The sequence below is a fragment of the Rubrivivax gelatinosus genome (assembly GCF_016583785.1).
Taxonomy (GTDB): domain Bacteria; phylum Pseudomonadota; class Gammaproteobacteria; order Burkholderiales; family Burkholderiaceae_C; genus Rubrivivax; species Rubrivivax gelatinosus_B.
Map to the genome: position 1 here is coordinate 46,438 of NZ_NRRU01000003.1, position 25,890 is coordinate 72,327.

General features: G+C 71.4%; 22 protein-coding genes. 7 read left to right on the forward strand and 15 right to left on the reverse strand.

Annotated features, from left to right (window positions below; genetic code table 11):
- Positions 1–91 precede the first annotated feature (91 nt).
- Positions 92–1,339: a glycerophosphodiester phosphodiesterase family protein gene (locus CKO43_RS01620; protein ID WP_200377669.1), complete on the forward strand. Its 1,248-nt coding sequence runs from the start codon at positions 92–94 to the stop codon at positions 1,337–1,339.
- Positions 1,340–1,370: 31 nt separating this feature from the next.
- Here CKO43_RS01620 and otnI read toward each other — a convergent pair whose 3' ends face one another.
- The 14 genes from otnI to CKO43_RS01690 all read right to left on the reverse strand — a co-directional run bounded on the left by otnI (position 1,371) and on the right by CKO43_RS01690 (position 17,708).
- Positions 1,371–2,171 carry a 2-oxo-tetronate isomerase gene (otnI, locus tag CKO43_RS01625; protein WP_200377670.1) on the reverse strand — a complete coding sequence of 267 codons (801 nt, stop codon included), beginning with the start codon at positions 2,169–2,171 and terminating at the stop codon, positions 1,371–1,373.
- 57 nt (positions 2,172–2,228) lie between these two features.
- Entirely contained in the window at positions 2,229–2,927 is a 699-nt protein-coding gene (locus tag CKO43_RS01630; protein WP_200377671.1) for a class II aldolase/adducin family protein, read from the reverse strand.
- A 5-nt stretch (positions 2,928–2,932) separates the two neighbouring features.
- A complete protein-coding gene (gene otnK / locus CKO43_RS01635) occupies positions 2,933–4,207 on the reverse strand; it encodes a 3-oxo-tetronate kinase (RefSeq protein WP_200377672.1) in 1,275 nt (424 codons plus the stop codon).
- The gene (gene ltnD / locus CKO43_RS01640; RefSeq protein WP_200226754.1) at positions 4,204–5,106 is read right to left on the reverse strand and encodes an L-threonate dehydrogenase; all 903 of its coding nucleotides are present in this window, start codon (positions 5,104–5,106) and stop codon (positions 4,204–4,206) included. Before ltnD ends, otnK begins: the two co-directional genes overlap by 4 nt.
- Positions 5,107–5,166: 60 nt before the next feature.
- Complete coding sequence (locus CKO43_RS01645) at positions 5,167–6,531, reverse strand: GntP family transporter (protein WP_200226755.1); 1,365 nt, start codon at positions 6,529–6,531, stop codon at positions 5,167–5,169.
- Positions 6,532–6,849: 318 nt separating this feature from the next.
- Positions 6,850–7,623, reverse strand: coding sequence for a FadR/GntR family transcriptional regulator (locus tag CKO43_RS01650; RefSeq protein WP_200226756.1), 774 nt, complete (start codon positions 7,621–7,623; stop codon positions 6,850–6,852).
- A 106-nt stretch (positions 7,624–7,729) separates the two neighbouring features.
- On the reverse strand, positions 7,730–8,527 hold the full coding sequence (gene siaD / locus CKO43_RS01655; RefSeq protein WP_200226757.1) for a biofilm regulation diguanylate cyclase SiaD: 798 nt from the start codon (positions 8,525–8,527) through the stop codon (positions 7,730–7,732).
- Complete coding sequence (gene siaC / locus CKO43_RS01660; RefSeq protein ID WP_200226758.1) at positions 8,514–8,897, reverse strand: biofilm regulation phosphoprotein SiaC; 384 nt, start codon at positions 8,895–8,897, stop codon at positions 8,514–8,516. The genes siaD and siaC overlap by 14 nt, the downstream gene beginning before the upstream one ends.
- Positions 8,898–8,914: 17 nt before the next feature.
- Complete coding sequence (gene siaB, locus CKO43_RS01665) at positions 8,915–9,457, reverse strand: biofilm regulation protein kinase SiaB (RefSeq protein ID WP_200226760.1); 543 nt, start codon at positions 9,455–9,457, stop codon at positions 8,915–8,917.
- Positions 9,458–9,469: 12 nt separating this feature from the next.
- On the reverse strand, positions 9,470–11,461 hold the full coding sequence (gene siaA, locus CKO43_RS01670) for a biofilm regulation protein phosphatase SiaA (RefSeq protein WP_200377673.1): 1,992 nt from the start codon (positions 11,459–11,461) through the stop codon (positions 9,470–9,472).
- Between the two features lie 269 nt (positions 11,462–11,730).
- Positions 11,731–14,157, reverse strand: coding sequence for a TonB-dependent receptor (locus tag CKO43_RS01675; protein WP_200377674.1), 2,427 nt, complete (start codon positions 14,155–14,157; stop codon positions 11,731–11,733).
- Positions 14,158–14,737: 580 nt separating this feature from the next.
- Positions 14,738–16,696: an alpha/beta hydrolase family protein gene (locus CKO43_RS01680; protein ID WP_242481024.1), complete on the reverse strand. Its 1,959-nt coding sequence runs from the start codon at positions 16,694–16,696 to the stop codon at positions 14,738–14,740.
- Between the two features lie 111 nt (positions 16,697–16,807).
- Positions 16,808–17,269 carry an SRPBCC domain-containing protein gene (locus CKO43_RS01685; protein ID WP_200377675.1) on the reverse strand — a complete coding sequence of 154 codons (462 nt, stop codon included), beginning with the start codon at positions 17,267–17,269 and terminating at the stop codon, positions 16,808–16,810.
- Between the two features lie 10 nt (positions 17,270–17,279).
- Positions 17,280–17,708, reverse strand: a complete 429-nt coding sequence (locus CKO43_RS01690) for a CBS domain-containing protein (protein WP_200226764.1) — start codon at positions 17,706–17,708, stop codon at positions 17,280–17,282.
- Between the two features lie 130 nt (positions 17,709–17,838).
- On the opposite strand from CKO43_RS01690, the gene CKO43_RS01695 reads away from it, so the two are divergent.
- Genes CKO43_RS01695 through CKO43_RS01720 form a run of 6 tightly spaced genes read left to right on the forward strand, consistent with a single transcriptional unit; the run spans position 17,839 to position 25,013 of the window.
- A complete protein-coding gene (locus CKO43_RS01695; protein ID WP_200226766.1) occupies positions 17,839–18,606 on the forward strand; it encodes a pseudouridine synthase in 768 nt (255 codons plus the stop codon).
- Positions 18,603–19,832 (forward strand): multidrug effflux MFS transporter, encoded by a 1,230-nt coding sequence (locus tag CKO43_RS01700; protein WP_431191955.1) that lies wholly within the window; start codon positions 18,603–18,605, stop codon positions 19,830–19,832. Before CKO43_RS01695 ends, CKO43_RS01700 begins: the two co-directional genes overlap by 4 nt.
- Positions 19,829–20,758, forward strand: coding sequence for a tRNA (adenosine(37)-N6)-dimethylallyltransferase MiaA (gene miaA, locus CKO43_RS01705; RefSeq protein ID WP_200377677.1), 930 nt, complete (start codon positions 19,829–19,831; stop codon positions 20,756–20,758). Before CKO43_RS01700 ends, miaA begins: the two co-directional genes overlap by 4 nt.
- A 45-nt stretch (positions 20,759–20,803) precedes the next feature.
- Positions 20,804–21,451 carry an ABC transporter ATP-binding protein gene (locus tag CKO43_RS01710; protein WP_200226769.1) on the forward strand — a complete coding sequence of 216 codons (648 nt, stop codon included), beginning with the start codon at positions 20,804–20,806 and terminating at the stop codon, positions 21,449–21,451.
- Positions 21,448–23,952 carry an FtsX-like permease family protein gene (locus tag CKO43_RS01715; RefSeq protein ID WP_200377678.1) on the forward strand — a complete coding sequence of 835 codons (2,505 nt, stop codon included), beginning with the start codon at positions 21,448–21,450 and terminating at the stop codon, positions 23,950–23,952. The genes CKO43_RS01710 and CKO43_RS01715 overlap by 4 nt, the downstream gene beginning before the upstream one ends.
- Positions 23,949–25,013: a lipocalin-like domain-containing protein gene (locus tag CKO43_RS01720; RefSeq protein WP_200377679.1), complete on the forward strand. Its 1,065-nt coding sequence runs from the start codon at positions 23,949–23,951 to the stop codon at positions 25,011–25,013. The genes CKO43_RS01715 and CKO43_RS01720 overlap by 4 nt, the downstream gene beginning before the upstream one ends.
- On the opposite strand, the gene CKO43_RS01725 is transcribed toward CKO43_RS01720, so the two are convergent.
- The gene (locus CKO43_RS01725) at positions 25,014–25,817 is read right to left on the reverse strand and encodes a GGDEF domain-containing protein (protein WP_242481025.1); all 804 of its coding nucleotides are present in this window, start codon (positions 25,815–25,817) and stop codon (positions 25,014–25,016) included.
- Positions 25,818–25,890 lie beyond the last annotated feature (73 nt).

Below are 25,890 nucleotides of genomic sequence, written 5' to 3' on the forward strand. Positions count from 1 at the left end.
CCGCTGCCGTCACGGCAGCGCCACGGGCCTGACCTAGCGTCGCGATCGCCGGACATGAGCCGGTGACGACCAACCCACAGGAGAGAGCCCGATGAAGTCCCACCCGATTCGCGCGCTGGCCACGGCCGCCGCGCTGGTGCTGCCGGCGCTGGCCGCGCAGGCCGCCCCTTCGGCCGTCATCCCGCCGGCGGCCCAGCTCGGCCCGCGCCCCTTCTTCCTCGTCGACGACATGGCCGACAGCGCGCTGAAGACCGCGCTGCAGGCCTGCGCCGCCCAGCGCAGCGTGTACACCCGCAGCGACTTCGCGATCGGCCACCGCGGCGCGTCGCTGCAGTTCCCCGAGCACACGCGCGAGTCCTACATCGCCGCCGCACGCATGGGCGCCGGCATCGTCGAGTGCGACGTCGTCTTCACCAAGGACAAGCAGCTCGTCTGCCGCCACGCGCAGAACGACCTGCACACGACGACCAACATCCTCGCCACCGAGCTGGCGGCCAAGTGTGTCAAGCCCTTCACGCCGGCCGCCTTCGACGCCGCGGGCAACCTGGTCGCGCAGGCCAGCGCCGAATGCCGCACCAGCGAGCTGACGCTGGCCGAGTTCAAGAGCCTGCGCGGCAAGATGGACGGCTACAACCCGCGCGGCCGCACGGTGGCCGAATACATGGCGGGCACGCCCGACTGGCGCACCAACCTGTATGCCGGCCCGACCAGCGGCACGCTGCTGACGCACAAGGAGAGCATCGAGCTCTTCAAGCAGCTGGGCGTGAAGATGACGCCGGAGCTGAAGTACCCCGCCGTGGCGATGCCTTTCGACGGCTTCACGCAGCAGGCCTACGCGCAGAAGCTGATCGACGAATACAAGGCCGCGCGCGTGCCGCCGGCGCGTGTGTTCCCGCAGTCGTTCTACCTGCCCGACGTGCAGTACTGGGTGCAAAACACCGCCTACGGCAAGCAGGCGGTCTACCTGGACGACGCGGCGACGCCGGCCGACCTGCCCAATGCGGCGGAACTCGCCGACTACAAGGCCCAGGGCATCAACATCGTGGCGCCGCCGATCTTCGCGCTGCTCGCGACCGATGCCGCCGGCAACATCGTGCCCTCGCAGTACGCCAAGGACGCCAAGGCCGCGGGCCTGGACATCATCAGCTGGTCGCTGGAGCGCTCGGGCATCCTGGCCGACGGCAACAACGGCTCGTACTACCAGACCTTCGACAGCGCGATCAAACGCGAAGGCGACATGCTGGTGGTGCTGGACGTGCTCGCGCGCCAGGTCGGCATCCGCGGCATGTTCAGCGACTGGCCGGCGACGCCGGCCTTCTACGCCAACTGCATGAAGTGAGCGCGCCGGGCGCCGGCAGGCGCCCGCGTGCTCAGCCGATCCAGGGCTTCAACCAGCCCAGGCCCTGGGAGGTGCCGCCCGCCACCGCGCCGCGGCGCGGGCGGTACTCGCAGCCGATCCAGCCCGGGTAGCCCAGTTCGTCCAGCAGCTCGAACAGGTAGGGGTAATAGATCTCGCCGACGTCGGGCTCGTGCCGCGTCGGCACGCCGGCGATCTGCAGGTGGCCGACCTGGCCGGTGGGCAGCCAGCGGCGGATGTTGGCCGCCAGGTCGCCTTCGACGATCTGGCAGTGGTACAGGTCCATCTGCACCTTCAGGTTGGGCGCGCCGACCTCGGCGACGATGGCGTGCGCCTGATCCTGGCGGTTCAGGAAGAAGCCCGGCATGTCGCGTTCGTTGATCGGCTCGATCTGCACGGCCAGGCCCAGCTTGGCCGCCTCGGTGGCAGCGTAGGCGAGGTTGGCGACGTAGGTGGCGCGCAACGCCTCGCGCGTCTGGCCGGCGGGCAGCAGGCCGGCCATCACGTGGATGCGCGGGCAGTCGAGCGCACGGGCGTAGGCCAGCGCCTGGGCGATGCCGTCGCGGAACTCGGCTTCGCGCCCGGGCAGGCAGGCGATGCCGCGCTCGCCGGCGTCCCAGTCGCCCGGCGGCGCGTTGAACAGCACCTGCTGCAGGCCGTTGGCCTTGAGCTGGGCGGCGAGCTGCTCGGTCGTGAAGGCGTAGGGGAAGAGGTACTCGACGGCCTTGAAGCCGTCGCGTGCGGCGGCGGCGAAACGGTCGAGGAAGTCGTGCTCGTTGTAGAGCATCGACAGGTTGGCGGCGAAACGGGGCATGGTGGACTCGCGGTCGTGATGCGGGCTCGGCCCGCGGTGTTCAGGAATGGAAATGCCTCACCAGGAGGCACCGAAGCTGTCGCGCAGGGTCTGGATCCGGGCCTCGTCCAGCGGGCAGTGGCAGGCCTCGGGCACCAGCAGCGCCAGGCGTGCGGTCTCCTCGAGTTCTTCCAGCACCGCCATCGCCGCGGCCGGGCTGTCGTGCCAGACGTTGGGGCCCAGCCGCGCCAGCATCACGGCGCGGATGGGCCTGCCGGCGGCGGCGTAGCGCGTGATGGATTCGGCCACCGCGTCGGCGGCTTCGGGCGCGCCCGGGCGCTGGTAGGCGATGTGCGGCACGCGGCCCACCTTCATGACGAAGTACGGCGTGATCGGCGGCAGCAGTTCGCCCTCGGCCGGCACGCTGCCGGCCGCGGCCCGCAGCGAGCACGCGACCAGATGCGTGCTGTGGGTGTGGATGATGCAGCGCGCCGGCTGCGCCGTCGCCTCGCTGGCGGCGTAGATGCGCCGGTGCAGCACGATGGTCTTGCTGCCGCGGTCGCCGGCGAGTTGCCGGCCCTCGGCGTCCAGCCGCGCCAGGCGGGCCGGCTCCAGCGTGCCCAGGCAGGCGTCGGTCGGCGTGATCAGGTAGCCGTCGGCCAGGCGCACGCTGATGTTGCCGGCCGTGGCGTGCACGTAGCCACGCTCGAACAGACTGCGGCCGACGCGGCAGATCTCGGCGCGCGCGAGGTCTTCGTCGAGGAACGGCGTGTGCATCGTGTTCAACCCTGCAGCAGGGTGAAGGCCTTGGTGAAGAAGTCGTCGGTGCCGAAGTTGCCCGACTTCAGCGCCAGGTGCAGCCCGCCCGGCGCTGCCGGGCTGGCCGCGTGGCACCAGGGCACGCCGGGGTCGATCTGGCCACCGATGCGCAGCTGGGCGATGCCCAGCGCCTGCACGCAGGCGCCCGAGGTCTCGCCGCCGGCGACGACCAGCTGGCGCACGCCGGCCTCGACCAGGCCTTGCGCGATGCGCGCAATGGTCTGCTCGACCAGGCCGCCGGCCTGCTCGACGCCCAGCTGGGCCTGGATGGCGCGCACCGCGGCCGGCTCGGCGGTCGAGTACACCAGCACCGGGCCGCTGGCCAGGTGTTGGCCGGCCCAGGCCAGCGCCTCGGCGGCGACGTCTTCGCCGGCGGCGATGCGCAGCGGGTCGATCGCCAGCGCCGGCCGGCCCGAGCGGATGAAGTCCAGCACCTGGCGGTTGGTGGCCACCGAGCAGCTGCCCGAGACCACCGCCTGCAGCCCTTCGGCCGGCGGCAGCTCGGCGGCCTGCGACGAGGGCGCCAGGCCGTGGTTGCCCGGCAGGCCGATCGCCACGCCCGAACCCGCCGTCAGCAGCGGCAGCTCGGCCAGCGCCGGCGCCAGACGCAGCAGGTCGGCATTGGAGACGGCGTCGACGATCGCGATCGCCACGCCCTGGGCCTTCAGCTCGGCGATGCGTGCACGCACCGCGTCGGCGCCCTGCCCCACCACCTGGTAGTCGATCAGACCGACCTTGCGCTTGCACTGCGCCTGCAGCACGCGCACGAGGTTGGCGTCGGTCATCGGCGTCAGCGGGTGGTCCTTCATGCCGCTGTCGCTGAGCAGCAGGTCGCCGACGAAGAGGTGGCCCTTGAAGACCGTGCGCTGGTTCTCCGGGAAGGCCGGCGTCGCGATCGTGAACGGAACATCCAGCGCGTCCATCAGCGCCTCGGTGACCGGGCCGATGTTGCCGCGCGCCGTGCTGTCGAAGGTCGAGCAGTACTTGAAATAGAACTGCGTCGCACCCTGCGCCTGCAGCCAGCGCAGCGCGGCCACCGACTGCGCCACCGCGTCCTCGGCCGCGATGGTGCGCGACTTCAGCGCGACGACGACGGCGTCGACGTCGGCGTCCAACGGACCGGGCGGCACGCCGATCGTCTGCACGACGCGCATGCCGGCACGCACCAGGTTGTTCGCCAGGTCGGTGGCGCCGGTCGAGTCGTCGGCGATGCAGCCGAGCTTGAGCCGCGAGCTCACGGCGCGTCCTTCTTCGCCGGCAGCGTGATGCCCGGGAAGATCTTGATCACGGCGCTGTCGTCTTCCTTGGCGAAGCCGGCGGTCGAGGCCTGCATGAACATCTGGTGCGCGGTGGCCGCCAGCGGCAGCGGGAACTTGCTCGCACGCGCCGTGTCGAGCACCAGGCCCAGGTCCTTGACGAAGATGTCGACGGCAGACAGCGGCGTGAAGTCGCCGGCCAGCACGTGCGCCATGCGGTTCTCGAACATCCAGCTGTTGCCGGCGCTGTGCGTGATGACCTCGTAGATCGCGGCCGCGTCGACGCCTTCGCGCAGGCCCAGCGCCATCGCCTCGGCGGCGGCGGCGATGTGCACGCCGGCCAGCAGCTGGTTGATGATCTTCACCTTGGAGCCGGCACCGGCCTTGTCGCCCAGGCGGTAGACCTTGCCGGCCATGCCGTCGAGCACCGCACCGGCGGCGGCGTAGGCCGCGGGCCTGGCCGAGGTCATCATCGTCATCTGGCCCGCGGCGGCCTTGGCGGCGCCGCCGGAGATCGGGGCGTCGATGTAATGGATGCCAGTGGCCTCGAGCTTGGCCTCGAGCGCGATCGACCAGTTCGGGTCGACCGTCGAGCACATGATGAAGGTCGAGCCCGGGCGCATCGCCGCGGCGGCACCGCCTTCGCCGAAGAGCACGGTCTCGGTCTGCGCGGCGTTGACGACCACCGACACCAGCGTGTCGCAGGCCGCGGCCAGCGCCGCCGGGTTGGCGCAGGCGACACCGCCTTCACGCGCGAAGGCTTCGGCGACGCCGGGGCGCACGTCGCAGACGTGCACCTTGAAACCGTTGCGGCGAAGCGTCTGGGCGATGCCCACGCCCATGGCGCCGAGGCCGATCACGCCGACATTCTGGCTAGTCATGATGAGGTCGATTCGAGTGGAGGGTCCGTGAGGACGAAGTGCGGCGGATGGGGCGCCGGCTCAGGCCAGCACCGCCCACAGGCCGCAGGTGATCAGGAAGCCGGCCAGGCCGAGCACGGTGGTCAGCACCGTCCAGCTGCGCAGGCCGTCGGCAACGGAGAGGCCCAGGTAGCGGGTGACGATCCAGAAGCCCGAATCGTTCACGTGCGACAAGCCCAGGCCGCCGAAGCCGATGGCCACCGTCAGCAGCGCCACCTGCAGCGGGCTGTAGCCGCCGCCGGTGATGGCCTCGGCCAGCAGGCCGCAGGTGGTGAGGATGGCGACCGTGGCCGAACCCTGCGCGGCGCGCAGCACCAGCGAGATGACGAAGCCGGCGAGGATCAGCGGCAAGTGCGCCGCGGCGATGCTCGAGGACAGCGCGGCGCCGATGCCGCTGGCCGTCAGCACCTTGGCGAACACGCCGCCGGCGCCGGTGACCAGGATCACGGTGGCCGCCGGCGGCAGCGAGGACTCCATCACCTGGTTGGTGTGCGCCATGCTCCAGCCCAGGCGGCGCGCGATGAGCCAGAACGACAGGCCGATGGCGACCATCAGCGCGAAGATCGGCGAGCCGATGAAGGCCAGCACGTTGCGCAGCGCGTCGCCCTTGGGCAGCAGCGTGGCGCCGGTGGTGCCGATCATGATCAGCGCCAGCGGCACCAGGATCAGCGTCAGCACGACGCCGACGCCCGGGGCATGCAGCTTGGCGGCGCCGGGCTCGCCTTCGCCGCCGAAGTTCGCGAACTGCTCGGCGGTGGTCGGCAGCATCTCGTAGCGGCGGCGGTTGAGCCACTTGCTGACGTACTGCGACAGCACGCCCAACGGCAGGCAGACCAGCAGGCCGATGATCGTCACCCAGCCGACGTCGGCGCTCAGCACCGCGGAGCCGCCGACGATGCCCGGGTGCGGCGGCACGACGACGTGCACCGCCAGCATGATGCCGGCCACCGGCAGGCCGAACTTCACCGGGTCCACCTTTGCGGCCTTGCAGAAGCCGTAGACGATGGGCACCAGGATGATGAAGCCGACGTCGAAGAAGACGGGAATCGCCAGCACCAGCGCGGCGGCGGTCAGCGCCGCCGGCACGCGCGTCGGGCCGAGGATCTGCGTGAAGCGGCCGGCGAGGTTCGCAGCGCCGCCGGAGACCTCGATCATGCGGCCGAGCATCGCGCCCAGCGCCACCAGGATGGCAACGCTGCCCAGCGTGCCGCCCATGCCGGCGATCAGCGTGCCGATGATGTCGCCGATCGGCATGCCGACGGACAGGGCGACGAGCAGGCTGACCAGCATCATCGCGACGAAAGCGTGGACCTGCCAGCGGATGATCAACAGCAGCAGCAGGGCGATGCCGGCCGCGCCTATGCCGAGCAGGATGGGGGTGGACATTCGATTTGTCTCCTCGGGCGCTTGGAGTGTGTGGAAGGTGCGGCCGCGTACGGGTGATGGCCGGCGCCATGAACCAATCAGTTCATATGGTCATCGTACAAATTTCAGACAGGTTACACCCTAGGGTTAACCCGTACGCACGTCGTTGAAGCCGGAACGGCGGTTTTGGCCCCCGTTGGGTGCAAAACACGGCGTACAGCGCCCGCCATCGTGGCTCGGCGCCCCGCGGCGAGGCGATCGGGAACCACACGGATACAGGGCGCCGGACGGCGTTGCAGGCAGAACCAGACAAAACGAGTGCGCGCCGCGGCGCGCGGCTCAACCCGGCAGGGTCGGCGGCACCAGCACCGCGGCCAGCCGCGCGCCGTCCTGACGCCAGAAGCTGGCGTCGGCGTGCTGCAGGCGCAGCATCGCGTTGTTCATGTGCTGCGCCGCGGCGTGGCGCGCCGCTGGCGCGTCGCCGGCTTCGATGGCTTGAACGACCGCCTCGTGCTCGCGTTTGACCTGCTCGGCGAACTCGCGGTGGCGGGCTTCGTTGGCGCGCGTCACGCGCGTCACGCCCTGCAGGAACTGGGCGAGGTAGTCCAGCGTGCGGATCAGAAAGGGGTTGCCGGCGGCTTCGCCGATCGCGCGGTGGAAACGCACGTCCTCGACGGCGCCGTCGCCGCCGCTGGTCACCGCGTCGGCGATGGCCTGCAGCGCCTCGCGGATCGCCTGCGCCTGCGCCGGCGTGCGCCGCTGCGCGGCGAGTTCGGCGACCTCGGCCTCGAGCGCCCGGCGCAGTTCGATGATCTGCAGCACCGCCTCGCGCGAGGCAGCCGCCGTCGGCTCGAAGCTCAGCGGCTCGCAGCCGGCGGCGAGCACGTAGACGCCGCTGCCCTGGCGCGAATCGACGAGGCCGCGCGACTTCAGCTGCTGCACGGCTTCGCGCACGACGGTGCGGCTGACGCCGAACTGCTGCACCAGCGCCTGCTCGGTCGGCAGCTTCTGCCCCGCGGCCAGGCCGCCGGAACGGATCTCGGCTTCGAGCGCACTGGCCACCTGATCGGCCAGCTTCAGGCCCGGTCTGATCGTCGAGAAGGAAACCGACATGGACTTCAATGTCTCGTATGGCCGCGGCGGCCGGCAGCGGCCACCGCGGGCAGCCTCTCAGCTGAGCTTCACTGTAACGCGGCCGGCAGCCCGCGCTGCGCCGGGTTCAGGCACTCGCGACGCGGTTGCGCCCGGCCGCCTTGGCCGCGTAGAGCGCCTGATCGGCGCGGCTGATGGTGGCCGAGAAGCCTTCTTCGCCATGGTGTTCGGCCAGGCCGAAGCTCGCCGTCAGCGCCACCCTCTGCTCGCCGACACGGTCGATCGTGCTGACCGCGTGGCGGATGCGCTCGACGATGACCAGCGCCTGATCCAGCGGCGTCTCGGGCAGCAGCATCAGGAACTCCTCGCCGCCCCAGCGTCCGCAGTGGTCGTACTTGCGCAGGCCGGTCTCGACGGCGCGTGCGATCGCCTGCAGCACCAGATCGCCGACCTCGTGCCCGTGTTCGTCGTTGACGAGCTTGAAGTGGTCGACGTCCATGATGGCGACGGCGAAACCGCGGCCCAGGCGCAGCGTGCGGTCGTTCTCCTCGCGCAGCCGCTCCATCAGGTAGCGGCGGTTGCCCAGGCCGGTCAGCGAGTCGTGCATCGCCGCGTCGCGCAGCGCCAGGCTCAGCTCGCGCAGACTGTTCTGGTAGCGGTCGGAGATGCGCACCAGCTTCTCCAGCCGGCGCACCTGCTTGTCGTACTGCTCCACCAGGCTCAGCCGCTGCTCGCGCGCGACGTGGTGGTAGCCGTCGGAGATGCGCACCAGGCGCTCGAGGCGCTCGCGCTGGCCCTGGAAGTGGCCCAGCAGCTGCTCCAGCGGCTCACGCAGCGGGCTGTCGCGCTGCGCCGGGTCGGCCAGCAGCGCCTGGATCGTGGCGACGAGCTCGAGGTCGTCGCCGTAGGTCTTAGGCGGCGCCATCGGCCAGGATCTCGAACGGGAAGCTGCAGTCTTCCTTGAACTCGCTGGCGAGGTCGAAGACGCGGTCGTTGCGCGGGTCGTAGTACCACTGCACCTCGAGCGCACGGCCTTTGGCGAAGGCCTCTTCGCAGATGTCGAAGATGTCCATCATCGCCTTGACCGAGCTGGTGTTCATGTAGACCAGGCGCAGCTCCAGCCGCAGCGGCCGGGTCTCGGTGCCGAGGAAGTCCTCGAGCCAGCGGATGACATCGCCGAAGAACTCGAAGGAGTTCTCCGGATACGAGTCGCCGCGCATCGCCAGCACGCCCTGCTGCCAGCTCGCCTGGATCTCGGGCGTCGACTGCCCGCCTTGGATTTGCAGATCGTTCATCGTGCCACCACCGTCGTTCAGATCACCGCCCGCAGGCTGAAGAAGGCCCGGCCGTCGCCGGCCGGCCGCAGGTCGGCGAGCAAGGGCGCCGCCGACTTGCGCGCCACGTCGATCAGCCCCAGCCCGGCCCCCGAGGCCGCGTCGCCGCTGCGCGGCCGGCGCAGCTGTTCCTTGTAGGCGGCCTTCAGCTGCGCCTTGTCCAGCCCCGCCAGCTCGCGCACACGCTCGAGCAGTGCGCGGCCGTCGTCCTGCTCGACCAGGTTGCCGGCCTGGACGATGTAGCTGCCGCTGTCGTCGCGCGCGACCACCACCGTCGCCGCGCCGTCGAGCTCGCCGTAGTTGCGGCTGACGGCGTAGTGGCGGATGTTCTGCGTCAGCTCGATGTAGACGCCGAACACGTCCATCGCCGACGACGGATGCGCGTGGTCGGCCTGCAGGTAGTTCTTCAGCGCGTTGCCGATCTCCTCGATCAGGCTGCGCGAGATCGGCCCGTTGAAACACAGCAGGATGCGCCCGCGATTGAAGTGCTCTCTCAGACCGAACAAATCGATGGTGTCCATGGATGCTCCGACTCAGTCAAAACGGAACGACAGGATCGTGATGTCGTCGCGCTGGGAACGTTCGCCCTGGTATGCGCGCAGGGCCTGGTCCAGTGCCTCGGCCTGCTCGCGCAGCGGCTTGCGGGCCACGGTGCGCAGCAGCTCGGCGAAGCGGCCGTTGCCGAAACCGTAACCCAGTTCGCCGCCGGCCTGGTCGAGAAAGCCGTCGGTGACGAGGTAGTAGGTCCGACCGGGCACGAGCTCGACGCCCTGGTCGGCGTACTCGCCCTGGCGCCGGTCGCCGATGGCGCGGCGGTCGCCCGGGGCGCTGCCGACGCTGTCGCCGTCGCTCCAGTACAGCGGGATCTTGGCGCCGGCGTAGACCATGCGCCGGTTCTCCAGGTCGACGTAGGCCAGGCCGGCGTCCATGTTGGTGGCCAGGGCACGCGGCATCTCGCGGTCTTGCAGCATCGCGCGCACCGCGGCGTCGGTCTGGCGCAGCACCTCGGCCGGCGAGGCGATGCCGGCCCGGTTCATCGCGTGGTCCAGCGCCGAGCGCGCCAGCATCGTCATCAGCGCACCGGGCACGCCGTGGCCGGCGCAGTCGACGACGCCGATCAGGTAGCGCGTGCCCTCGGCGCGGAAGACGTAGAAGTCGCCGCCGACGACGTCGCGCGGGCGCCAGAGCACGAAGTGGTGCTCGCCGAGCTGCTGCGTCAGCTGCTGGCTGGGCAGGATGGCGCGCTGGATCAGGCTGGCGTAGTCGATCGAGTCGCTGATCTTCTGGTGCGCCAGGCGCATGTCGCGGTTGGCCGCTTCCAGCGCTTCGGTGCGCTGACGCACCTCGGCTTCCAGGTTGCCGGTGTAGGCGCGCACCTTCTCCGCCATCGTCGCGAAGGCGCGGCCAAGGTCGGCGATCTCGTCACGGCCGTCGACCGGCACGCTGACCTGGAAGTCGCCGTGCGAGATCGCGGTGGCCGACTTGTGCAGCCGGCGCAGCGGCCTGATGACGAGCCGGTTGACCGCCAGCACGAAGGCGGCGAGCAGCAGCGCCAGCGTGCCGGCAGCCACCGCCGCGGCGGTGTTCAGCCAGTCGCCGTCGACGACATGCGCGGCCTGCAGATCGACCGCGGTGACGACGTGCCACTTCAGCTCGGGCACGTAGGACAGCGCGAGCAGCTGGCGGCGCCCGTCCAGCGTCGCCCAGAGCGTGGCCACCTGGCCCGGGCGCGCGACGGCGGCGTCCATCGCGCCGGCCAGCGCGGCACGTTCGGCCTCGGGCAGCTGGCCGGCAAGCGTCTGCTCGGCGCGCGCGCTGCTGCCGGCCTGGTTGGTCGAGATCAGGCTCGTGTCGCGGTGCGCCTGGATGGCGCCGTTGCGCGACAGGATGATCGGCGTGACGCCGGCCTCGGCGGTGTTGATGAACTCGGCCAGGAACTGCCGCAGGTCCAGCGCCGCGCCGGCCACGCCCAGGGTGCGGGCGCGGTCGCGGATCGCGACGTTGAACCAGACCATCGTGACCTGCAGCGGCACGTCGACGTTGACGTTGATGTTGTAGTCCTCGGGGCGGCGCAGCGTGGCGTAGAACCAGGAGTCGTCCGCCTTGGCCGCATCCAGCGTGTAGCGCGGCTCGGGGCTGAAGGGCTTGCTCTCGTCGTTGAAGTAGAAGTGGCCGCTGAAGGCGCTGGCGATGAAGTAGGCGTGGTCGCGCAGGTCCAGCCGAAAGGCCTCGGCCTCGCGCAGCGCCATCGCCTTCTTGGCCGGGTCGCCCTCGTCGAGCAGCCACTGGCGCGTGAGCTGCGAGCTGGCCAGGCGCCGCGCCAGCGCGAGTTCGCGGTTGAGCAGGCCCAGGACCTGCTCGCGCTTCAACTGCGTGTAGTTGCGCGCAAAAGCCTCGCCGAAGTGGTCGCGCACGCCCTCCACGAGCTGCCAGCCCAACAGCCCGGCCGGCAGCAGCGCCAGCAGGCAGGCTGCGATGAGGGCGAATATCGATTTGGCGCGCAGGCCGAAACCCCAGGTGGCCATCAGCGCGCTCGCTTTCCCGTCGTCTCTTCTTGATCTCTCACGTCTCACCCGGCGCCCGTGTCAGCGAGCCTGTCCGCGGCGCGGGGCTGCGCCTGCGGCGCCGATTGTCCAGGCAATCGAGGTCGGATCGGAACGTTGGGGCGTCTGGCGATGCGGGCGCGTGAGAGGAGCACGATGCGCGCGCATGAAAAAGCCCCGGGAAGCGGTGGCGTCCCGGGGGTAAAAGGGACGTCCGGACGCGGCGGCGACCGGGCGTCCCGTGCCTTCGGTCAGAAGCGCGTTTCCAGCGTCGCGAAGACGTTGCGGCCCTTGCCCACGCGGGTCGTCGTCTCGACGTCGCGCGCATTCAGGTAGGAGGCGTCGAACAGGTTGTCGACACCGACGCGCACGCTCAGGTCGCGGCCGAAGAAGCCGCTGCCCTGGGCGTTGGGACGCCAGCGGGCGTAAACGTTGGTGATGGTGTAGTCGTCGCGCACGTTCCAGTAGGTCTGGCCGCCGCTGACGAAGGAGGCGGGGTTCGGCGAGGGCTTGAACCAGTGGGTGACGCTGCCGCCCAGGCGCAGGCCCGGCGTCGCGTTGAAGAAGGCGCCGATGTTCAGCTTGTCGGCGAAGGCCTGGGGCGTGTCCTGGTCGTTCGCCTCGTTCTTCTGGCTCAGCGTCGAGTAGGCCAGCGAGAGACCCCCGAGCGCATGCTCGTAGCTGGCCTGCCATTCGACGCCGTGGCGTTTCACGCGGTCGACGTTGCGGTACATGCCATAGGGCGAGCCCTCGGGCGAGGCCTCGTCCGGGCGCACGAGCGCCAGCGCGATCATGTCCTGGATGCGGCCGTCGAAGTACATCAGCTTGGTGTCGAAGCTGTCGGACGCGGCGAACACGCCCTTCTTCTCGTAGGAGAAGCCCAGCTCGTACTCGCGGATGGTCTCCGGCTTCAGGTTGGGATTGGGCAGGTACCAGTAATGCGGGTTCAGCGGGCCTTCGGACGAGGTCTCGTGCGGCGTCGGCGCGCGGAAGGCTTCGGACCAGTTGGCCAGCATGTGCAGGCCGGTCGCGACCTGCAGGCTCGCACCCAGGCGCGGCGAGAAATGGTCGCCGTCGTAGCTGCCTTCGTTGGCGTCGACGCGGCGGTCGAAGCGGTCGTAGCGGCCACTGAGCTGGGTCACCAGCCTGCCGTCCCAGAAGGTCGACTCCAGGTGGCCGTAGGCGCCGGAGTCCTTGTAGGTGTTGGGCAGCGAGCCGAAGTCGCTGTAGACGCCGTTGAACAGGTAGGTCGCGTCCTCCTTGCGCTTCTCGTAGTCCACGCCGGCGACGAAGCGGTGCAGCACCGAGCCGGTCTCGAAGTGGGCCTCGTTGCTCAGGCGCATGCCGTAGCGCTTGTCGGCGTTTTCGTAGTCCAGGTCGTTCGTGGCGCCGGTGTTGATGTCGACGTAGGCGTAGCCGCGGTCGTAGCTGGCACGCGAGTGATAGACGGTGCCGGTGACGTTCAGCCAGGCCCGCACGGGGTCGATGTAGCGGTATTTGGCGACGATGTCGCGCTGCTGCAGCTCACCGATCACCGGCCCCGTCGTCGTCGAGTAGTTGGTGTGGTAGAGCGTCTGCCAGGTCGTCTCGTTGTCGATCTTGTAGTCGTAGTACGACAGCGACAAGCGGTGACCGGGCGCGAGCTTGATGCCGCCTTGCAGGTACAGCACGCGCAGGTCCTCGTCGTTGTCGACGGTGTCGACGCCCTTGCCCTGGGAGTCGACGCTGAACTGCCTCGACAGTTCCAGGTCGCCGGCCTGGCCCTTCTTGGCGTAGGCCAGCAGCTCGTAAGGCTTGTCCTCGGGCGCGTAGGCCGCCGCCACGTAGCCCTCGCGGTAGTTGTTCGACTCGTAGCGCGTCTTGACGGCGAACCCGGCGTCCTGGCCGGTCGGCACGAAGTCCTTGGCGTCCTTGGTCGTCATCGAGACGACGCCGCCGATCGCGCCGCCGCCGTTCTGCACCGACGAAGCGCCCTTGACCACCTCGACCTGCTTGAGCAGGTCGTTGTCGGAGCGGAAGCTCGAGATGTGGTTGGAATACAGCGACGCCGAGCGCCGCACACCGTCCTGCAGCACGATGACCCGATCCTCGGACTGATACCCGAAGCCGCGGATGTTGAACTGCTCGCCGGTCAGGCGGCCGCTGTCGCCGCCGGTGGTGACGCCGGGCAGCTCGCTCATCGCGGAAATGACGCTGCCGTGGTTCTCCAGCGCCTCGCGGCCGAGCAGGGAAACCGAGCCCGGGTAGACCCGGGAGTCGGTCTCCAGGCTCGTGCCGACGACGGTGATGGTGGGCAAGCTGCCGACCTGCCGCGGTGCGGCACCCGGCTGCAATGTCCAGCGGCCGTCGGCGCCGCGCGCGGCGGACAGGCCGGTGCCCTGCAGCAGGCCGGTCAGCGCCGCCTCGGCGCCGTATTCACCGCTCACGCCCGCGGACCGACGGCCCGCGAGCAGCGCAGGAGCTGCTTCGACCGTGATGCCGCTGACCACCTTGAACTGCTCGAGCGCTGCGGCCAGCGGCCCCGCATCGATCCGGTACTGGCGGACGGCCTCGACCGCCGCGACGGCGCCTTCCTGGGCATTTGCCGCGGTGGCCAGCGTCATGGCCGACAGCGCGGCGAAGACCGCGCGCGCCACCACCCGCTGGGCCGGCTGACGGGCCTTCTGAAGTCTGCTCATCTCTTTTTCCTCAAGTTTGTTGGAGTTGTCTACGGGGACGTGCCGGTTCCGCCGGCACCGCGGTCATGCGAGGGCTGGCGCGAGCGCTCGAGGCATGCCGGTACGGCAGCGCTGGCGCAGAGACGTCCCGCAGCCCGACCGCCGCCCTGGAACACGAGGGCGAGGCACTGCGGGGCGCTGGCCCGGCGGACGGGATTCCGAGCCGCAGGGCGAAGGACCGGTGGTCCGGGAGTCGAGACAGGGCAAAGCGAGAGAAGCCGCGGACTTCGCAAAATCAGTGCGAACTCCGCATTTGAATACGAATGATTCGCATTCTAGACACAGAAAAGGCGCATGGACGCCGCTTGCGCGTGGCACGTGGCCCCGCGAGCGCGGGTCATGTCGAGGATCAAGATCCCGCGGCGTGCAGCGCCGGGCCGGGTATTACGGAATCCGGCGCAAGAACTGCAGCTCGGAGGGGCGCGCGGGGCCTGGAGCCCGGTGTCGCGGGCAGCCGCCGACCTCCCGGCCGCGGCTGCCCGATGCCCTCGCAGCGGAGGGCGTGCGCCGCGTGCGCAGGCACGCGGCGCGTCGGATCACGTCACTTCAGGTGCTTGGCGAAGAACTTCTCCATCGCGCCGTAGAACTCGAACTTGTTCTCTTCGTTGGCAAAGCCGTGGCCTTCGTTGTCCTTGACGAGGTACTCGACCTCGACACCGCGCTTCTTCAGCGCCTCGACGATCTGGTCGCTCTCGGCCTTGTTGACGCGCGGGTCGCGTGCACCCTGAGCCACCAGCAGCGGCGTCTTGATGCGGTCGACGTGGAACACCGGCGAGGTCGCGGTCAGGCGTTCCTTGTCCTGGGCATCGTCCGGGTTGCCGACCATCACGTACATCTGCTGGCGCCACGGCTCCCAGTACGGCGGGATCGTCTTCATGAAGGTGAAGAGGTTGCTCACCCCCACGTAGTCGACCGCCGCCGCATACAGGTCGGGCGTGAAGGCGACGCCCGCCAGCGTCGCGTAGCCGCCGTAGCTGCCGCCGTACAGGCCGATGCGTTTCGGGTCGGCGATGCCCTGCGCCACCAGCCACTTGGCGCCGTCGCTGATGTCGTCCTGCATCTTCAGGCCCCACTGGCCGAAGCTCGCTTCCCAGAACTGGCGGCCGAAACCGGTGGAGCCGCGGAAGTTCATCTGCAGCACGCAGTAGCCGCGGTTGGCCAGGAACTGGACCTCGGGGTTGAAGCCCCAGCTGTCGCGCGCCCACGGGCCGCCGTGCGGGTTGACGACGCAGGGCAGGTTCTTGGCCTCGCGGCCGGCCGGCAGCGTCAGGTAGGCCGGGATCTGCAGGCCGTCGCGCGCGGTGTAGCTCACCGGCTTCATCTCGGCCATCTGCTCGGACTTGATCCAGGGCGCGGCGTCGGCGAGCTTGGTCAGCTTGCCGCTGCGCACGTCGAACAGGTGGCGCGCACCCAGCGTGCGGTCGCTCCAGTTGACGGCAATGTAGCGCTGCTCGTCCAGCGTCCAGGCCGACAGGTCGACCTGTTCACCCGGGAAACGCTGCTGCAGCTTGTCGAAAGCGGCCTGCATCGCCGGGTCGAAGAAATGCTTGCCGTGTTTGTCGGTCTCGTAGCTGGCCCACAGCACTTTCTTCTGCACGCGCGACCAGTGCGCACCCTCGACGTCGACCGCCGGGTGGGCGTAGACCAGTTGCTCGGCGTCGGGTTTGGCCGGGTCGATCAGCACCAGCGCGCTCTTGTCGCGGCCGCGGTTGCTGACGGCGTAGAACAGGCGGTTGTCGCCGTCGAAGAACAGCGGCTGCACGCCGGTGCGGAAGTCGGTCGTGAACAGCGGCTTGAAGTCGTCGCTGTCGCCGTCGCGGTAGAGCACGGTGTTGTTGACGCCGTCGCTGGCGATGGCCACGCGGATGCGGCCGCGGTGGTCGGTGACCCAGTTGACGATGTTGCCCGGGTTCGTCGCGACGACGGTCTCGGCACCGGTGCGCACGTTCAGGCGCACGACGTCGAAGGCCTTGCGGTCGCGGCGGTTGTGCATCACGAGCACGTGCTGCGGGTCTTCGGGCAGGTTCTCGATCAGTTCGGCACGCACGCCCTCCCAGGGCGTCAGGTCGCGCACCTTGCCGCTGGCGGCGTCGGCGGCGACGACGTGGAAGTTCTCGTCACCACCGAAGTCCTTCATGAAGAGCACGGTGTCGTCGCCCTTCCACGCGTACATGCGGATGTCGCGTGCGCTCTCGCGCGTCAGCTGGCGCGGCGCGCCGACGACACGGCCATCGACGAGCTTCTGCACGAAGACGTTGCGCCGCGGCGTCGCGCCGGCTTCAGCCGGCGCCGGCTGCAGGAAGGACACCCAGCGGCCCTTGTCGCTGATGTTGTAGCCCGAGCGCGCGGGGCTGCGGAAGAAGTCGCGCAGCGGCAGCTCGGGCGGCACGGCGGCACTGGCCGCGGGGGCCGACGCGGCGGTCTGGGCCGACGCGGGTGCGCCGATGAAAGGCAGCAGCAGCGCCGCCACGGCCACCGGAGCGAGAAGAGGCTTGGTCATGCAGGCTTGTCCTCAGGGTTGAGATAGCAGCGAGCATGCCACCGGCCCCGGCACGCGACAGCGCCCCTGCGACGAAACGACGCCAGCGGCCGACGATCGCCCGCCGGCCGGTCACGAGCGGCAGGAGGCCACCGCCGGCACGTGCAGCACCTCGACCGCCAGACGTTCGAGGTTCTGCTGGTTGGCGGTCGCGACGAAGGCCGCCAGGCTTTCGTAGTGTTCGCGCGTGTCGAAGCTCTGCTGCCACTCGACCCAGGTGCCGTCGCCCTCGGGCACGAGTTCCAGCGTCAGCACGAAGTGGTGCCCCGAGACATGCTCGATGACGACGCGGCGGTCGGCCTCGATCTCCAGGAAGCGGCTTTCGTTCGGGTAGTCGCGGCCGTCGGGCCCGTGCATCGTCAGCCGCCAGTGGCCGCCGGCGACGAAGTCGAAGCAGTGGATGGTGTTGCTGAAGCCCACCGGCCCCCACCAGCGCGCGACGCGCCCGGGGTCGCGGATCGCGGCGAAGACCTCGGCCGGGCTGGCGGCCAGCAGCAGGCAGCGCCGGTCGGAGCGGGATTCGAGACTCTGCACGCGCGCCGCCTCAGGAATGGATGTAGCTCTCGAGCTGCGCGATGGTCTGCTGCTGGTCGGCGATGACTTCGTCGAGGATGTCGCGGATCGAGATCATGCCCAGCACCGTGCCGCCGTCGACCACCGGCAGGTGGCGGATGCGGCGTGCGCTCATCAGCGCCATGCAGGTCAGCATCGAGGCGTCGGGGCCGATCGAGACGACCTCGCGCGTCATGATCTCGGCGACCGGGGTCTCGCGCGAGTTGCGGCCCTGCAGCGCCACCTTGCGCGTGTAGTCGCGCTCCGAGACGATGCCCACCAGCCGGCCGGCGTCCATCACGACGAGGGCGCCGACCTCGTGTTCGGCCAGCAGTTCGAGCACGGAATAGACCGGATCGTCGGGATGCACGTGCCAGATCGTGTCCTGGCGCTGCTTCAGCAGTTCGGAGACGGGATTCATCGCACAACTCCTGGCAGCCGGGACCTCCCCAGACTAGCGGATCACCGCCGGCAAGCGAAGAGGGCCGGTGTCGGTGCTTGCCCGTAGCTCGGACAGGCATGCCAAGTGCCGGCCGTGGTCCAATTCAGGCATGTCCGAGTCGAATTCCGGCGCCGCCGACGGCGTGCGCGTTTCCAAGCTGATCACAGAACGTGGCCTCGCCTCGCGCCGCGAGGCCGACGAGTGGATAGAGGCCGGCTGGGTGCGAGTCGACGGCCAGGTGGCCGTGCTCGGCCTGCGCGCCGCGCCCGACTGCCGCATCGAGGTCGACCCGCGCGCGCGCACCGAGCAGGCGCGCCGCGTCACGGTGCTGCTGCACAAACCGGTGGGTTTCGTCAGCGGCCAGGCCGAGGACGGCTACAAACCCGCGGTGACGCTGGTGCTGCCGGCCAACCGCTGGAAGGACGACCCGAACCGCATCGCCTTCCACCCCGGCCAGCTGCGCGGGCTGGCGCCGGCCGGCCGCCTGGACATCGATTCCACCGGCCTGCTCGTGCTGACCCAGGACGGCCGCATCGCCAAGCTGCTGATCGGCGACGAGACCAAGGTCGAGAAGGAATACCTGGTGCGCGTGCAGCACCTGAAGCCCGGGCGCCTGCCCGACAGCGAGCTCGAGCGCCTGCGCCACGGCCTGGAACTCGACGGCCGGCCGCTGCGCCCGGCACGCGTGAGCTGGCAGAACGAGGACCAGCTTCGTTTCGTGCTGCGCGAAGGCCGCAAGCGCCAGATCCGCCGCATGTGCGAGCAGGTCGGGCTGAAGGTCGTCGGCCTGAAGCGGGTGCGCATCGGCAGCGTCTCGCTGGGCCAGCTGCCGGTGGGCCAGTGGCGCTACCTGGGCGAGAACGAACGGTTCATCTGATGGCTGCGGCCGCACCGCCCGGCGCCGCGCCGCGCGTGTCGCACGCCCTCGCCGCGGTCGCGCTGGCGCTGCTGCTGGGGCTGCAGCCGGTGTCCACCGACGTCATGCTGCCGGCGCTGCCGCTGCTGGCGCGCGACCTGGCCGCGCCGATGGCGGCGGTGCAGCTGACGATGGCGGCGCTGATCCTGGCTTTCGGCGTCGCCCAGCTCGTCTGGGGGCCGGTGGCCGACCGCGTCGGCCGGCGCCCGGTGCTGATCGCCGGGCTCACGCTCTACACCGCGGCCAGCGTCGGCGCGGCGCTGGCCGGCGACATAGGCGCTTTGGTCGCCTGGCGCACGCTGCAGGGCGTGGCGCTGGCAGCGGCGGTGGTGGTCGCACGCGCGATGCTGCGCGATCTGTACGAACCGCACGAAGGTGCGCAGGTGATGGCGCTGGCGCTGTCGGGGCTGGGGCTGATCGCGATCGCCTCGCCGACGCTGGGCGGCCTGGTCACAGGCTGGGGCGGCTGGCGCGCGGCGCTGGTGGTCGTCGGCTGCGCCGGCGCGGCGACGCTGGCCTTCGTCGTGCTGCGCCTGCCCGAGACCATCGTCCAGAAGAACCCCCATGCGACCGCACCGGGGCCGCTGTTCGGCGCCTGGGCCGGCATCGCGCGCAACCGCACCTTCCTCGCCTGGACGCTGCTGACCTCCAGCACCTACGGCGGGCTGTTCACCATCCTCGCGGGTTCGTCCTTCGTCTACATGAACGGCTTCGGCCTGTCGGCCGGCGCCTACGGGCTGGCGATGGCGACCGGCTCGCTGGCCTACCTGGGCGGCACCGTGATCTGCCGGCGCTGGATCATGCGGCTGGGGATGGCGCCAGCGGTGCGGCGCGCGGCCGCGTTCACGCTCGCCGGCGGCGCCGGCACCGTGGCCGCGGCGCTGGCCGGGGCCGACAGCGTCTGGCCCTATCTCGTCGCGCAGTGGCTGTTCTGCTTCGGCCACGGCGTGCACCAGCCCTGCGGCCAGGCGGGTGCGGTCGGGCCCTTCCCGCGCCAGGCCGGCGTGGCCTCGGCGCTGGCGGGTTTCGTGCTCGCCTTCACCGCGTTCTGCATCGGCCGCTGGCTCGGGCTGGTGCACGGCGCCGACCCGCGGCCTTATGCGCTGACGCTGGGTTTCTGGGCCGCGGCCACGGCGACGATCGCCTGGACGCTGGTGCAGCGCCTGCCCGAGCCGGTGCGGCGATGAGGCCCGCCGCGATCTGCCTGGCCGGCCCCACCGCCAGCGGCAAGACCGCGGCGGCGCTGGCATTGGCCGCGCGCCGGCCGCTGGAGATCATCAGCGTCGACTCGGCGCTGGTCTATCGCGGCCTGGACATCGGCACGGCCAAACCCAGCGCCGCCGAACGCGCCGCGGTGCCGCACCACCTGATCGACATCGTCGACCCGGCCGACAGCTACTCGGCGGCACGCTTCGTCGCCGACGCCACCCGGCTGGTCGCCGAGATCGCGGCGCGCGGACGGCTGCCGCTGCTGGTCGGCGGCACGATGCTGTACTTCAAGGCGCTGCGCGACGGCCTGGACACGATGCCCGAGACCGACCCGGCGATCCGCGCCGAACTCGACGCGCGCGCTGCCGCGCTCGGCTGGCCGGAGCTGCATGCCGAACTGGCGCGCGTCGACCCGGTCACAGCCGCGCGGCTGGCGCCGAACGACGCCCAGCGCATCCAGCGTGCGCTCGAGGTCTTCCTCGGCAGCGGCCGGCCGATCTCAGCCTGGCAGCAAGGCGCACGCGCTCAGCGCCCGGCGGCCGCGGCCTGGCCGCTGGTGTCGCTGGAGCCGGCGTCGCGCGCCTGGCTGCATGGCCGCATCGCCGAACGGTTCGACGCCATGCTCGCCGCCGGCCTGGTCGACGAAGTGCGCGCCCTGCGGGCACGCGGCGACCTGCAGCCGGGGCTGCCTTCGATGCGCTGCGTCGGCTACCGCCAGGCCTGGGAGGCGCTGGACGCCGGCGACGTGGCGCCGCTGCGCGAACGCGGTGTCGCCGCGACGCGCCAGCTCGCCAAGCGCCAGCTGACCTGGCTGCGCGCGATGCCCGAGCGCATCGTCGTGCCCTGCGACGCGCCCGACGCGCCGGCGCAGGCACTGGCAGCGCTGGAAGCGGCCGCCGGCTGACCCCGCGCCGCGGCGGCCGGTGCCGCTCGGGCATCATGGCCGCCCATGCTGGTACTCGCGGGTCTTTCCAAATCCTACGGGGAGACCCGTGTCTTCCACGACGTCACGCTGGAACTCGGCGCCGGCGAGTTCGTCGCGCTGCTGGGTGAATCGGGCGTCGGCAAGTCGACGCTGCTGAACTGCATCGCCGGGCTGGACGTCGCCGACGCCGGCCGCATCACGGTTGCCGGCCACGACCTGGCGACGCTGGACGAAGCCGGGCGCGCGCGGCTGCGGCGCGCGCGCCTGGGTTTCGTCTTCCAGGCCTTCCACGTGCTGCCGCACCTGACGGTGGCCGAGAACGTCGCGCTGCCGCTGCTGCTGCTGAACCGCCCTGACGAGCGCCGCGTCGCCGCGCTGCTCGACGCCGTCGGCCTGGGCGCGCTCGGCGCGCGCTACCCGGCGCAGCTCTCGGGCGGGCAGCTGCAGCGGGTTGCGATCGCCCGCGCGGTGGTGCACGCGCCGGGGCTGATCCTGGCCGACGAACCCACCGGCAACCTCGACCCGCAGACGGCCGAACGGGTGCTCGGCGTGCTGCTGGCGCAGGTGCGTGAAGCCGGCGCCGCCTGCCTGCTGGTGACGCACTCCGAAGCCGCGGCGGCACGCGCCGACCGCGTGCTGCGGCTGACCGTCGACGGCATCGCGCCGCGATGAACCGTCACCTGCTGGCCAGCCTGCTGTGGCGCGAATGGCGCCACCACCCCTGGCGCCACGGCGTCGCGCTGCTGGCGGTGGCACTCGGCGTCGCGCTGGCGTATTCGGTGCACCTGATCAACAGCTCGGCGCTGTCGGAGTTTTCGGCCGCGGTGCGCGCGGCCAACGGCGAGCCCGACCTGACGATACGCGGCCAGCGCGAAGGTTTCGACGACGCGCTGTACGAGCGTGTCGCCATCGACGCCGCGGTCGACGTGGCGAGCCCGGTGGTCGAGTTCGACACCTACGCCGCCGCGGCCGACGGCCGGCGGATCGCGCTGCGGGTCGTCGGCATCGACGTGCTGCGCATCGCGCCGGTGGCGGCGACGCTGCTGCCGCGGCCGGCCGACGACACCCGCGCGATGGCCGGGCTGGACCCGCGGCTGGTCTTCCTCAACGCCGCGGCACGCGCCCAGACCGGCGCCGCCGACGGCAGCGTGCTGATGCTGCAGTCGGGGCTGGAGAAGCGGCGTTTCGAGGTCGCCGGCAGCGTCGCCGCGGGCGGCCAGGCGATGCTGGTGATGGACGTGGCCGCGGCGCAGACCGGTTTCGGCTACGACGGCCGGCTGACACGCATCGACCTGCGGCTGGCGCCGGGCGCCGACCGTGCCGCGCTGGTCGCACGGCTGGCGCTGCCGGCCGGTGTCGAGGCGGTGGCGCCGGGCGAGGCCGAGCAGCGCATCTCCAACCTGTCGCGCGCCTACCGCGTCAACCTGACGGTGCTGGCGCTGGTGGCGCTGTTCGTCGGCGCCTTCCTCGTGTTCTCGGTGGTGTCGCTGTCGGTGGCGCAGCGCACGCCGAGCTTCGCGCTGCTGGGCGTGCTCGGCCTGACCGCGCGCGAACGCCGCGCCATCGTGCTCGTCGAATGCGCGGCGCTCGGCGCCGCCGGCAGCCTGATCGGGCTGGCACTGGGCGCGGCCATGGCGGTGCTGGCGCTGCGCTGGATGGCGGGCGACCTGGGCGGCGGTTACTTCCCCGGCATCACGCCGACGGTGAGCTTCGGCCCGGTCGGCGCCCTGCTCTTCCTGGCGCTGGGCACGGCTTCGGCGCTGATCGGCGGCTGGTGGCCGGCGAAACAGGCCGAACGCCTGTCGCCGGCGATGGCGCTCAAAGGCCTGGGCACGCCGCAGCAGCCGGCGCCGCCGGCCGCACCCGGCCTGGCGCTGCTGGCGCTGGGCGCCGCGCTGGCTTTTGCGCCGCCGGTCTTCGGGCTGCCGCTGGCGGCTTATGCGGCGGTGGCGGCGCTGCTGTTCGGCGGCGTCGCCCTGGTGCCGGCGGTGGTGCATGCGCTGCTCGCCGGTGTCGCGGCGCCACGTTCGGCGCTGCCGCTGCTGGCGCTGCAGCGCGCACGTTTCCAGCGCGCGACGGCGACGGCGGCGGTCTCGGGCGTCGTCGCCAGCCTGGCGCTGTCGGTGGCGCTGACGGTGATGGTGGCGAGCTTTCGCGACGGTGTCTCGCACTGGCTCGATTCGATGCTGCCGGCCGACCTGTACGCGCGCAGCGCCGCCACCAGCGGCACCGCCGACCAGGCCTGGCTGCCGCCGGCCTTCGTGCAGGCGGCCGCCGGCGTGCCCGGCGTGCAACGCGTGCAGGCCACGCGCCAGCGCACGCTGCAGATGGCCGAAGGCCGCCCGGCGGTGGCGCTGATGGCGCGTCCGGTGGCCGACGCCGCGGCAGCGCTGCCGCTGGTCGGCAGCGCGCTGCCGCCGCGGCCCGGCGAAACCGGCGTCTGGGTCAGCGAGGCGATGGTCGACCTCTACGGCGCCCAGGTCGGCGCGACGCTGGAGCTGCCGCTGGCCGGCGGCACGACGGTGCGTGTGCTGGGCGTCTGGCGCGACTACGCGCGCCAGTTCGGCAGCATCGTGATGGACGCGGCCGACTACCGCCGCATCACCGGCGACGAACGCATCAACGACCTGGCGCTGTGGCTGGCCCCGGGCGCCGAACTGGCGGCGGTGCAGACGCGGCTGCGTGCGCTGCTGCCGGACGCGGCGATGCTGGAGTTCGCCGCCACCGGCGAGCTGCGTGTGCTGTCGCTGCGCATCTTCGACCGCAGCTTCGCCGTCACCTACTACCTGCAGGCGGTGGCCATCGCCATCGGTCTGGTCGGCATCGCCGCCAGCCTGTCGGCGCAGGTGCTGGCGCGGCGCAAGGAGTTCGGCCTGCTGGCGCACCTGGGGCTGACACGCGGCCAGGTGATCGTGCTCGTCGCCGGCGAAGCCGCGGCCTGGCTGGCGGCCGGCGTGCTGGTCGGGCTGGCGCTGGGGCTGGCGGTGAGCGCGGTGCTGGTCTTCGTCGTCAACCCGCAGAGTTTCCACTGGACCATGGACATCGTCGTGCCGGCCGGCCGGCTGGCGGCACTGGCCGCCGCGGTGCTGGCCGCCGGCGTCGCCACCGCGGCCTTCAGCGCGCGCAGCGCCGCCGGGCGTTCGGCGGTGCTGTCGGTGAAGGAGGACTGGTGAAGCGCCGCCATCTGCTCGCACTCGCCGGCGCCGCCGCGTTGCCGGCACAGGCCGACATCCGCCGCCGGCCGCTGGTCTTCCCGCGCGACCACGGCGCGCACCCGGACACCCGCACCGAGTGGTGGTACGCCACCGGCTGGGCTGGCACGCCCGAGGCGCCGCGCTGGGGTTTCCAGCTCACCTTCTTCCGCAGCCGCACGGGGCTGGCCGAAGACCTGAAAAGCCGCTTCGCGCCGCGCCAGATCCTGTTCGCGCACGCGGCGCTGACCGACCTGGACGCGCGCCGCCACCACCACGCGCAGCGCATCGCACGCTGGTCGGGTGATGCCGAGACCGGCCCGGCCTGGGCCGCCAGCGCCGACGTCGGCCTGCGCCTGGACGACTGGAGCCTGGTGCGCGACGGCAGCGGCTACCACGCCCGTTTGCCGGCGGCCGACTTCGGCCTGGACCTGCGCCTCGTGCCGACGCAGCCGCTGCTGCTGCAGGGCGACGCCGGCTTCTCGCGCAAAGGGCCCGAGGAGCGCCAGGCCAGCCACTACGTCAGCGAACCCCAGCTGGCGACCGCAGCGCTGCTCAGCGTCGACGGCCGCCGTGCCGAGGCCCGCGGCACGGCCTGGATGGACCACGAGTGGAGCGACGAGATCCTGCACCCCGAGGCCGTCGGCTGGGACTGGATCGGCATCAACCTGTTCGACGGCGGCGCGCTCACCGCCTTTCGCCTGCGCCGCGCCGACGGCAGCGCGCTCTGGGCCGGCGGCAGCTTCCGGCCGCGCGGCGGCAAGGCGACGGCCTTCGCGCCCGACGCGGTGGTCTTCACGCCCGGCCGGCGCTGGTCCAGCCCGGCGACACGCGCGGCCTACCCGGTCGACTGGCAGATCGACACCCCCGCCGGGCGTTTCGGCGTGCGCGCGCTGCTCGACGGCCAGGAACTGGACGGCCGCGGCGGCACCGGCGCGGTCTATTGGGAAGGGCTGTCGGAACTGCTCGACGCCGGCGGGCGCCGCGTCGGCCTGGGCTATCTGGAGATGACCGGCTACGCGGCGCGGCTGCGCCTGGGCTGATCAGGGCGGCGGCGCGTCGGCGCGGCGCCGGCGCTGCGGGTCGACCGGGGCCGAGCGCACGCAGTTGCCGCCGGCCTGCTGCGCCGCCAGCAGCGCGGCCTCGGTGTCGTCGACCAGCGCCGACAGGTTCTGGTGTGCCGGCCGCAGCGCGCCGACGCCGACGCTGACGGTGATGCGCAGCGGGTGCGCGCCGCAGGGGATCTCCATCTGCTCGGCACGTTCGCGGATGCGCTCGGCGACGTCGAGCGCGCCGGTCGGGTCGGCGTGCACCAGCCAGACCGCGAGCTGGGTATCGCCGAAACGCGCGATCAGGTCGCCGCCACGCAGCGTCTGCTCGGTGTCGAGCGCGAGCGCACGCAGCACGGTCTCGGCAGCGACCAGGCCGCGGCCCTCGATCAGCCGCGCCACCTGGTCGACCTCGGCGACCAGCAGTGCGGCGCCGGTGCCGTAGCGCCGCGCACGCGACCATTCACGTTCGGCGCAGGACAGGAAATGCGGACGCTTGGCGACGCCGGTGGCGGCGTCCAGCGTGTCCAGCCGCGCGAGCGCGGCGCGCGAGCCGTCGAGCTGGCGAATCAGATGCAGCAGCCACAGCACCAGCGGCACGCCGACGCCGGCTGCAGCCAGCGCCGCCGCCAGCGGCGGCGCGATGCGCCCCAGCCCTTCGAACAAGCTGGCCAGCCCCCAGCCGGCCGCCGCCATCGCGACGACCAGCAGCACGCCGGTGGCCGCGCCGGTGGCCAGGCGGCGGCGGCGCGAGCGCAGCGTCTCGTCAGGGGACGGGATGGTGGGCACGTTCAGCATGGGCGACCCGGAGTCCGTTATTCGACCACAACCGGCGCGGACTGAAACGATCCGTCGTGATCCGCTAGAAATT

What these genes read in the sequence shown, in the direction of transcription:
- CKO43_RS01620 (WP_200377669.1), top strand. Translation starts at nt 92, where the DNA reads ATGAAGTCCCACCCGATTCGCGCGCTGGCCACGGCCGCCGCGCTGGTG.
- otnI (WP_200377670.1), bottom strand. Translation starts at nt 2,171, where the DNA reads ATGCCCCGTTTCGCCGCCAACCTGTCGATGCTCTACAACGAGCACGAC.
- CKO43_RS01630 (WP_200377671.1), bottom strand. Translation starts at nt 2,927, where the DNA reads ATGCACACGCCGTTCCTCGACGAAGACCTCGCGCGCGCCGAGATCTGC.
- ltnD (WP_200226754.1), bottom strand. Translation starts at nt 5,106, where the DNA reads ATGACTAGCCAGAATGTCGGCGTGATCGGCCTCGGCGCCATGGGCGTG.
- CKO43_RS01645 (WP_200226755.1), bottom strand. Translation starts at nt 6,531, where the DNA reads ATGTCCACCCCCATCCTGCTCGGCATAGGCGCGGCCGGCATCGCCCTG.
- CKO43_RS01650 (WP_200226756.1), bottom strand. Translation starts at nt 7,623, where the DNA reads ATGTCGGTTTCCTTCTCGACGATCAGACCGGGCCTGAAGCTGGCCGAT.
- siaD (WP_200226757.1), bottom strand. Translation starts at nt 8,527, where the DNA reads ATGGCGCCGCCTAAGACCTACGGCGACGACCTCGAGCTCGTCGCCACG.
- siaC (WP_200226758.1), bottom strand. Translation starts at nt 8,897, where the DNA reads ATGAACGATCTGCAAATCCAAGGCGGGCAGTCGACGCCCGAGATCCAG.
- siaB (WP_200226760.1), bottom strand. Translation starts at nt 9,457, where the DNA reads ATGGACACCATCGATTTGTTCGGTCTGAGAGAGCACTTCAATCGCGGG.
- siaA (WP_200377673.1), bottom strand. Translation starts at nt 11,461, where the DNA reads ATGGCCACCTGGGGTTTCGGCCTGCGCGCCAAATCGATATTCGCCCTC.
- CKO43_RS01675 (WP_200377674.1), bottom strand. Translation starts at nt 14,157, where the DNA reads ATGAGCAGACTTCAGAAGGCCCGTCAGCCGGCCCAGCGGGTGGTGGCG.
- CKO43_RS01680 (WP_242481024.1), bottom strand. Translation starts at nt 16,696, where the DNA reads ATGACCAAGCCTCTTCTCGCTCCGGTGGCCGTGGCGGCGCTGCTGCTG.
- CKO43_RS01690 (WP_200226764.1), bottom strand. Translation starts at nt 17,708, where the DNA reads ATGAATCCCGTCTCCGAACTGCTGAAGCAGCGCCAGGACACGATCTGG.
- CKO43_RS01695 (WP_200226766.1), top strand. Translation starts at nt 17,839, where the DNA reads ATGTCCGAGTCGAATTCCGGCGCCGCCGACGGCGTGCGCGTTTCCAAG.
- miaA (WP_200377677.1), top strand. Translation starts at nt 19,829, where the DNA reads ATGAGGCCCGCCGCGATCTGCCTGGCCGGCCCCACCGCCAGCGGCAAG.
- CKO43_RS01710 (WP_200226769.1), top strand. Translation starts at nt 20,804, where the DNA reads ATGCTGGTACTCGCGGGTCTTTCCAAATCCTACGGGGAGACCCGTGTC.
- CKO43_RS01715 (WP_200377678.1), top strand. Translation starts at nt 21,448, where the DNA reads ATGAACCGTCACCTGCTGGCCAGCCTGCTGTGGCGCGAATGGCGCCAC.
- CKO43_RS01725 (WP_242481025.1), bottom strand. Translation starts at nt 25,817, where the DNA reads ATGCTGAACGTGCCCACCATCCCGTCCCCTGACGAGACGCTGCGCTCG.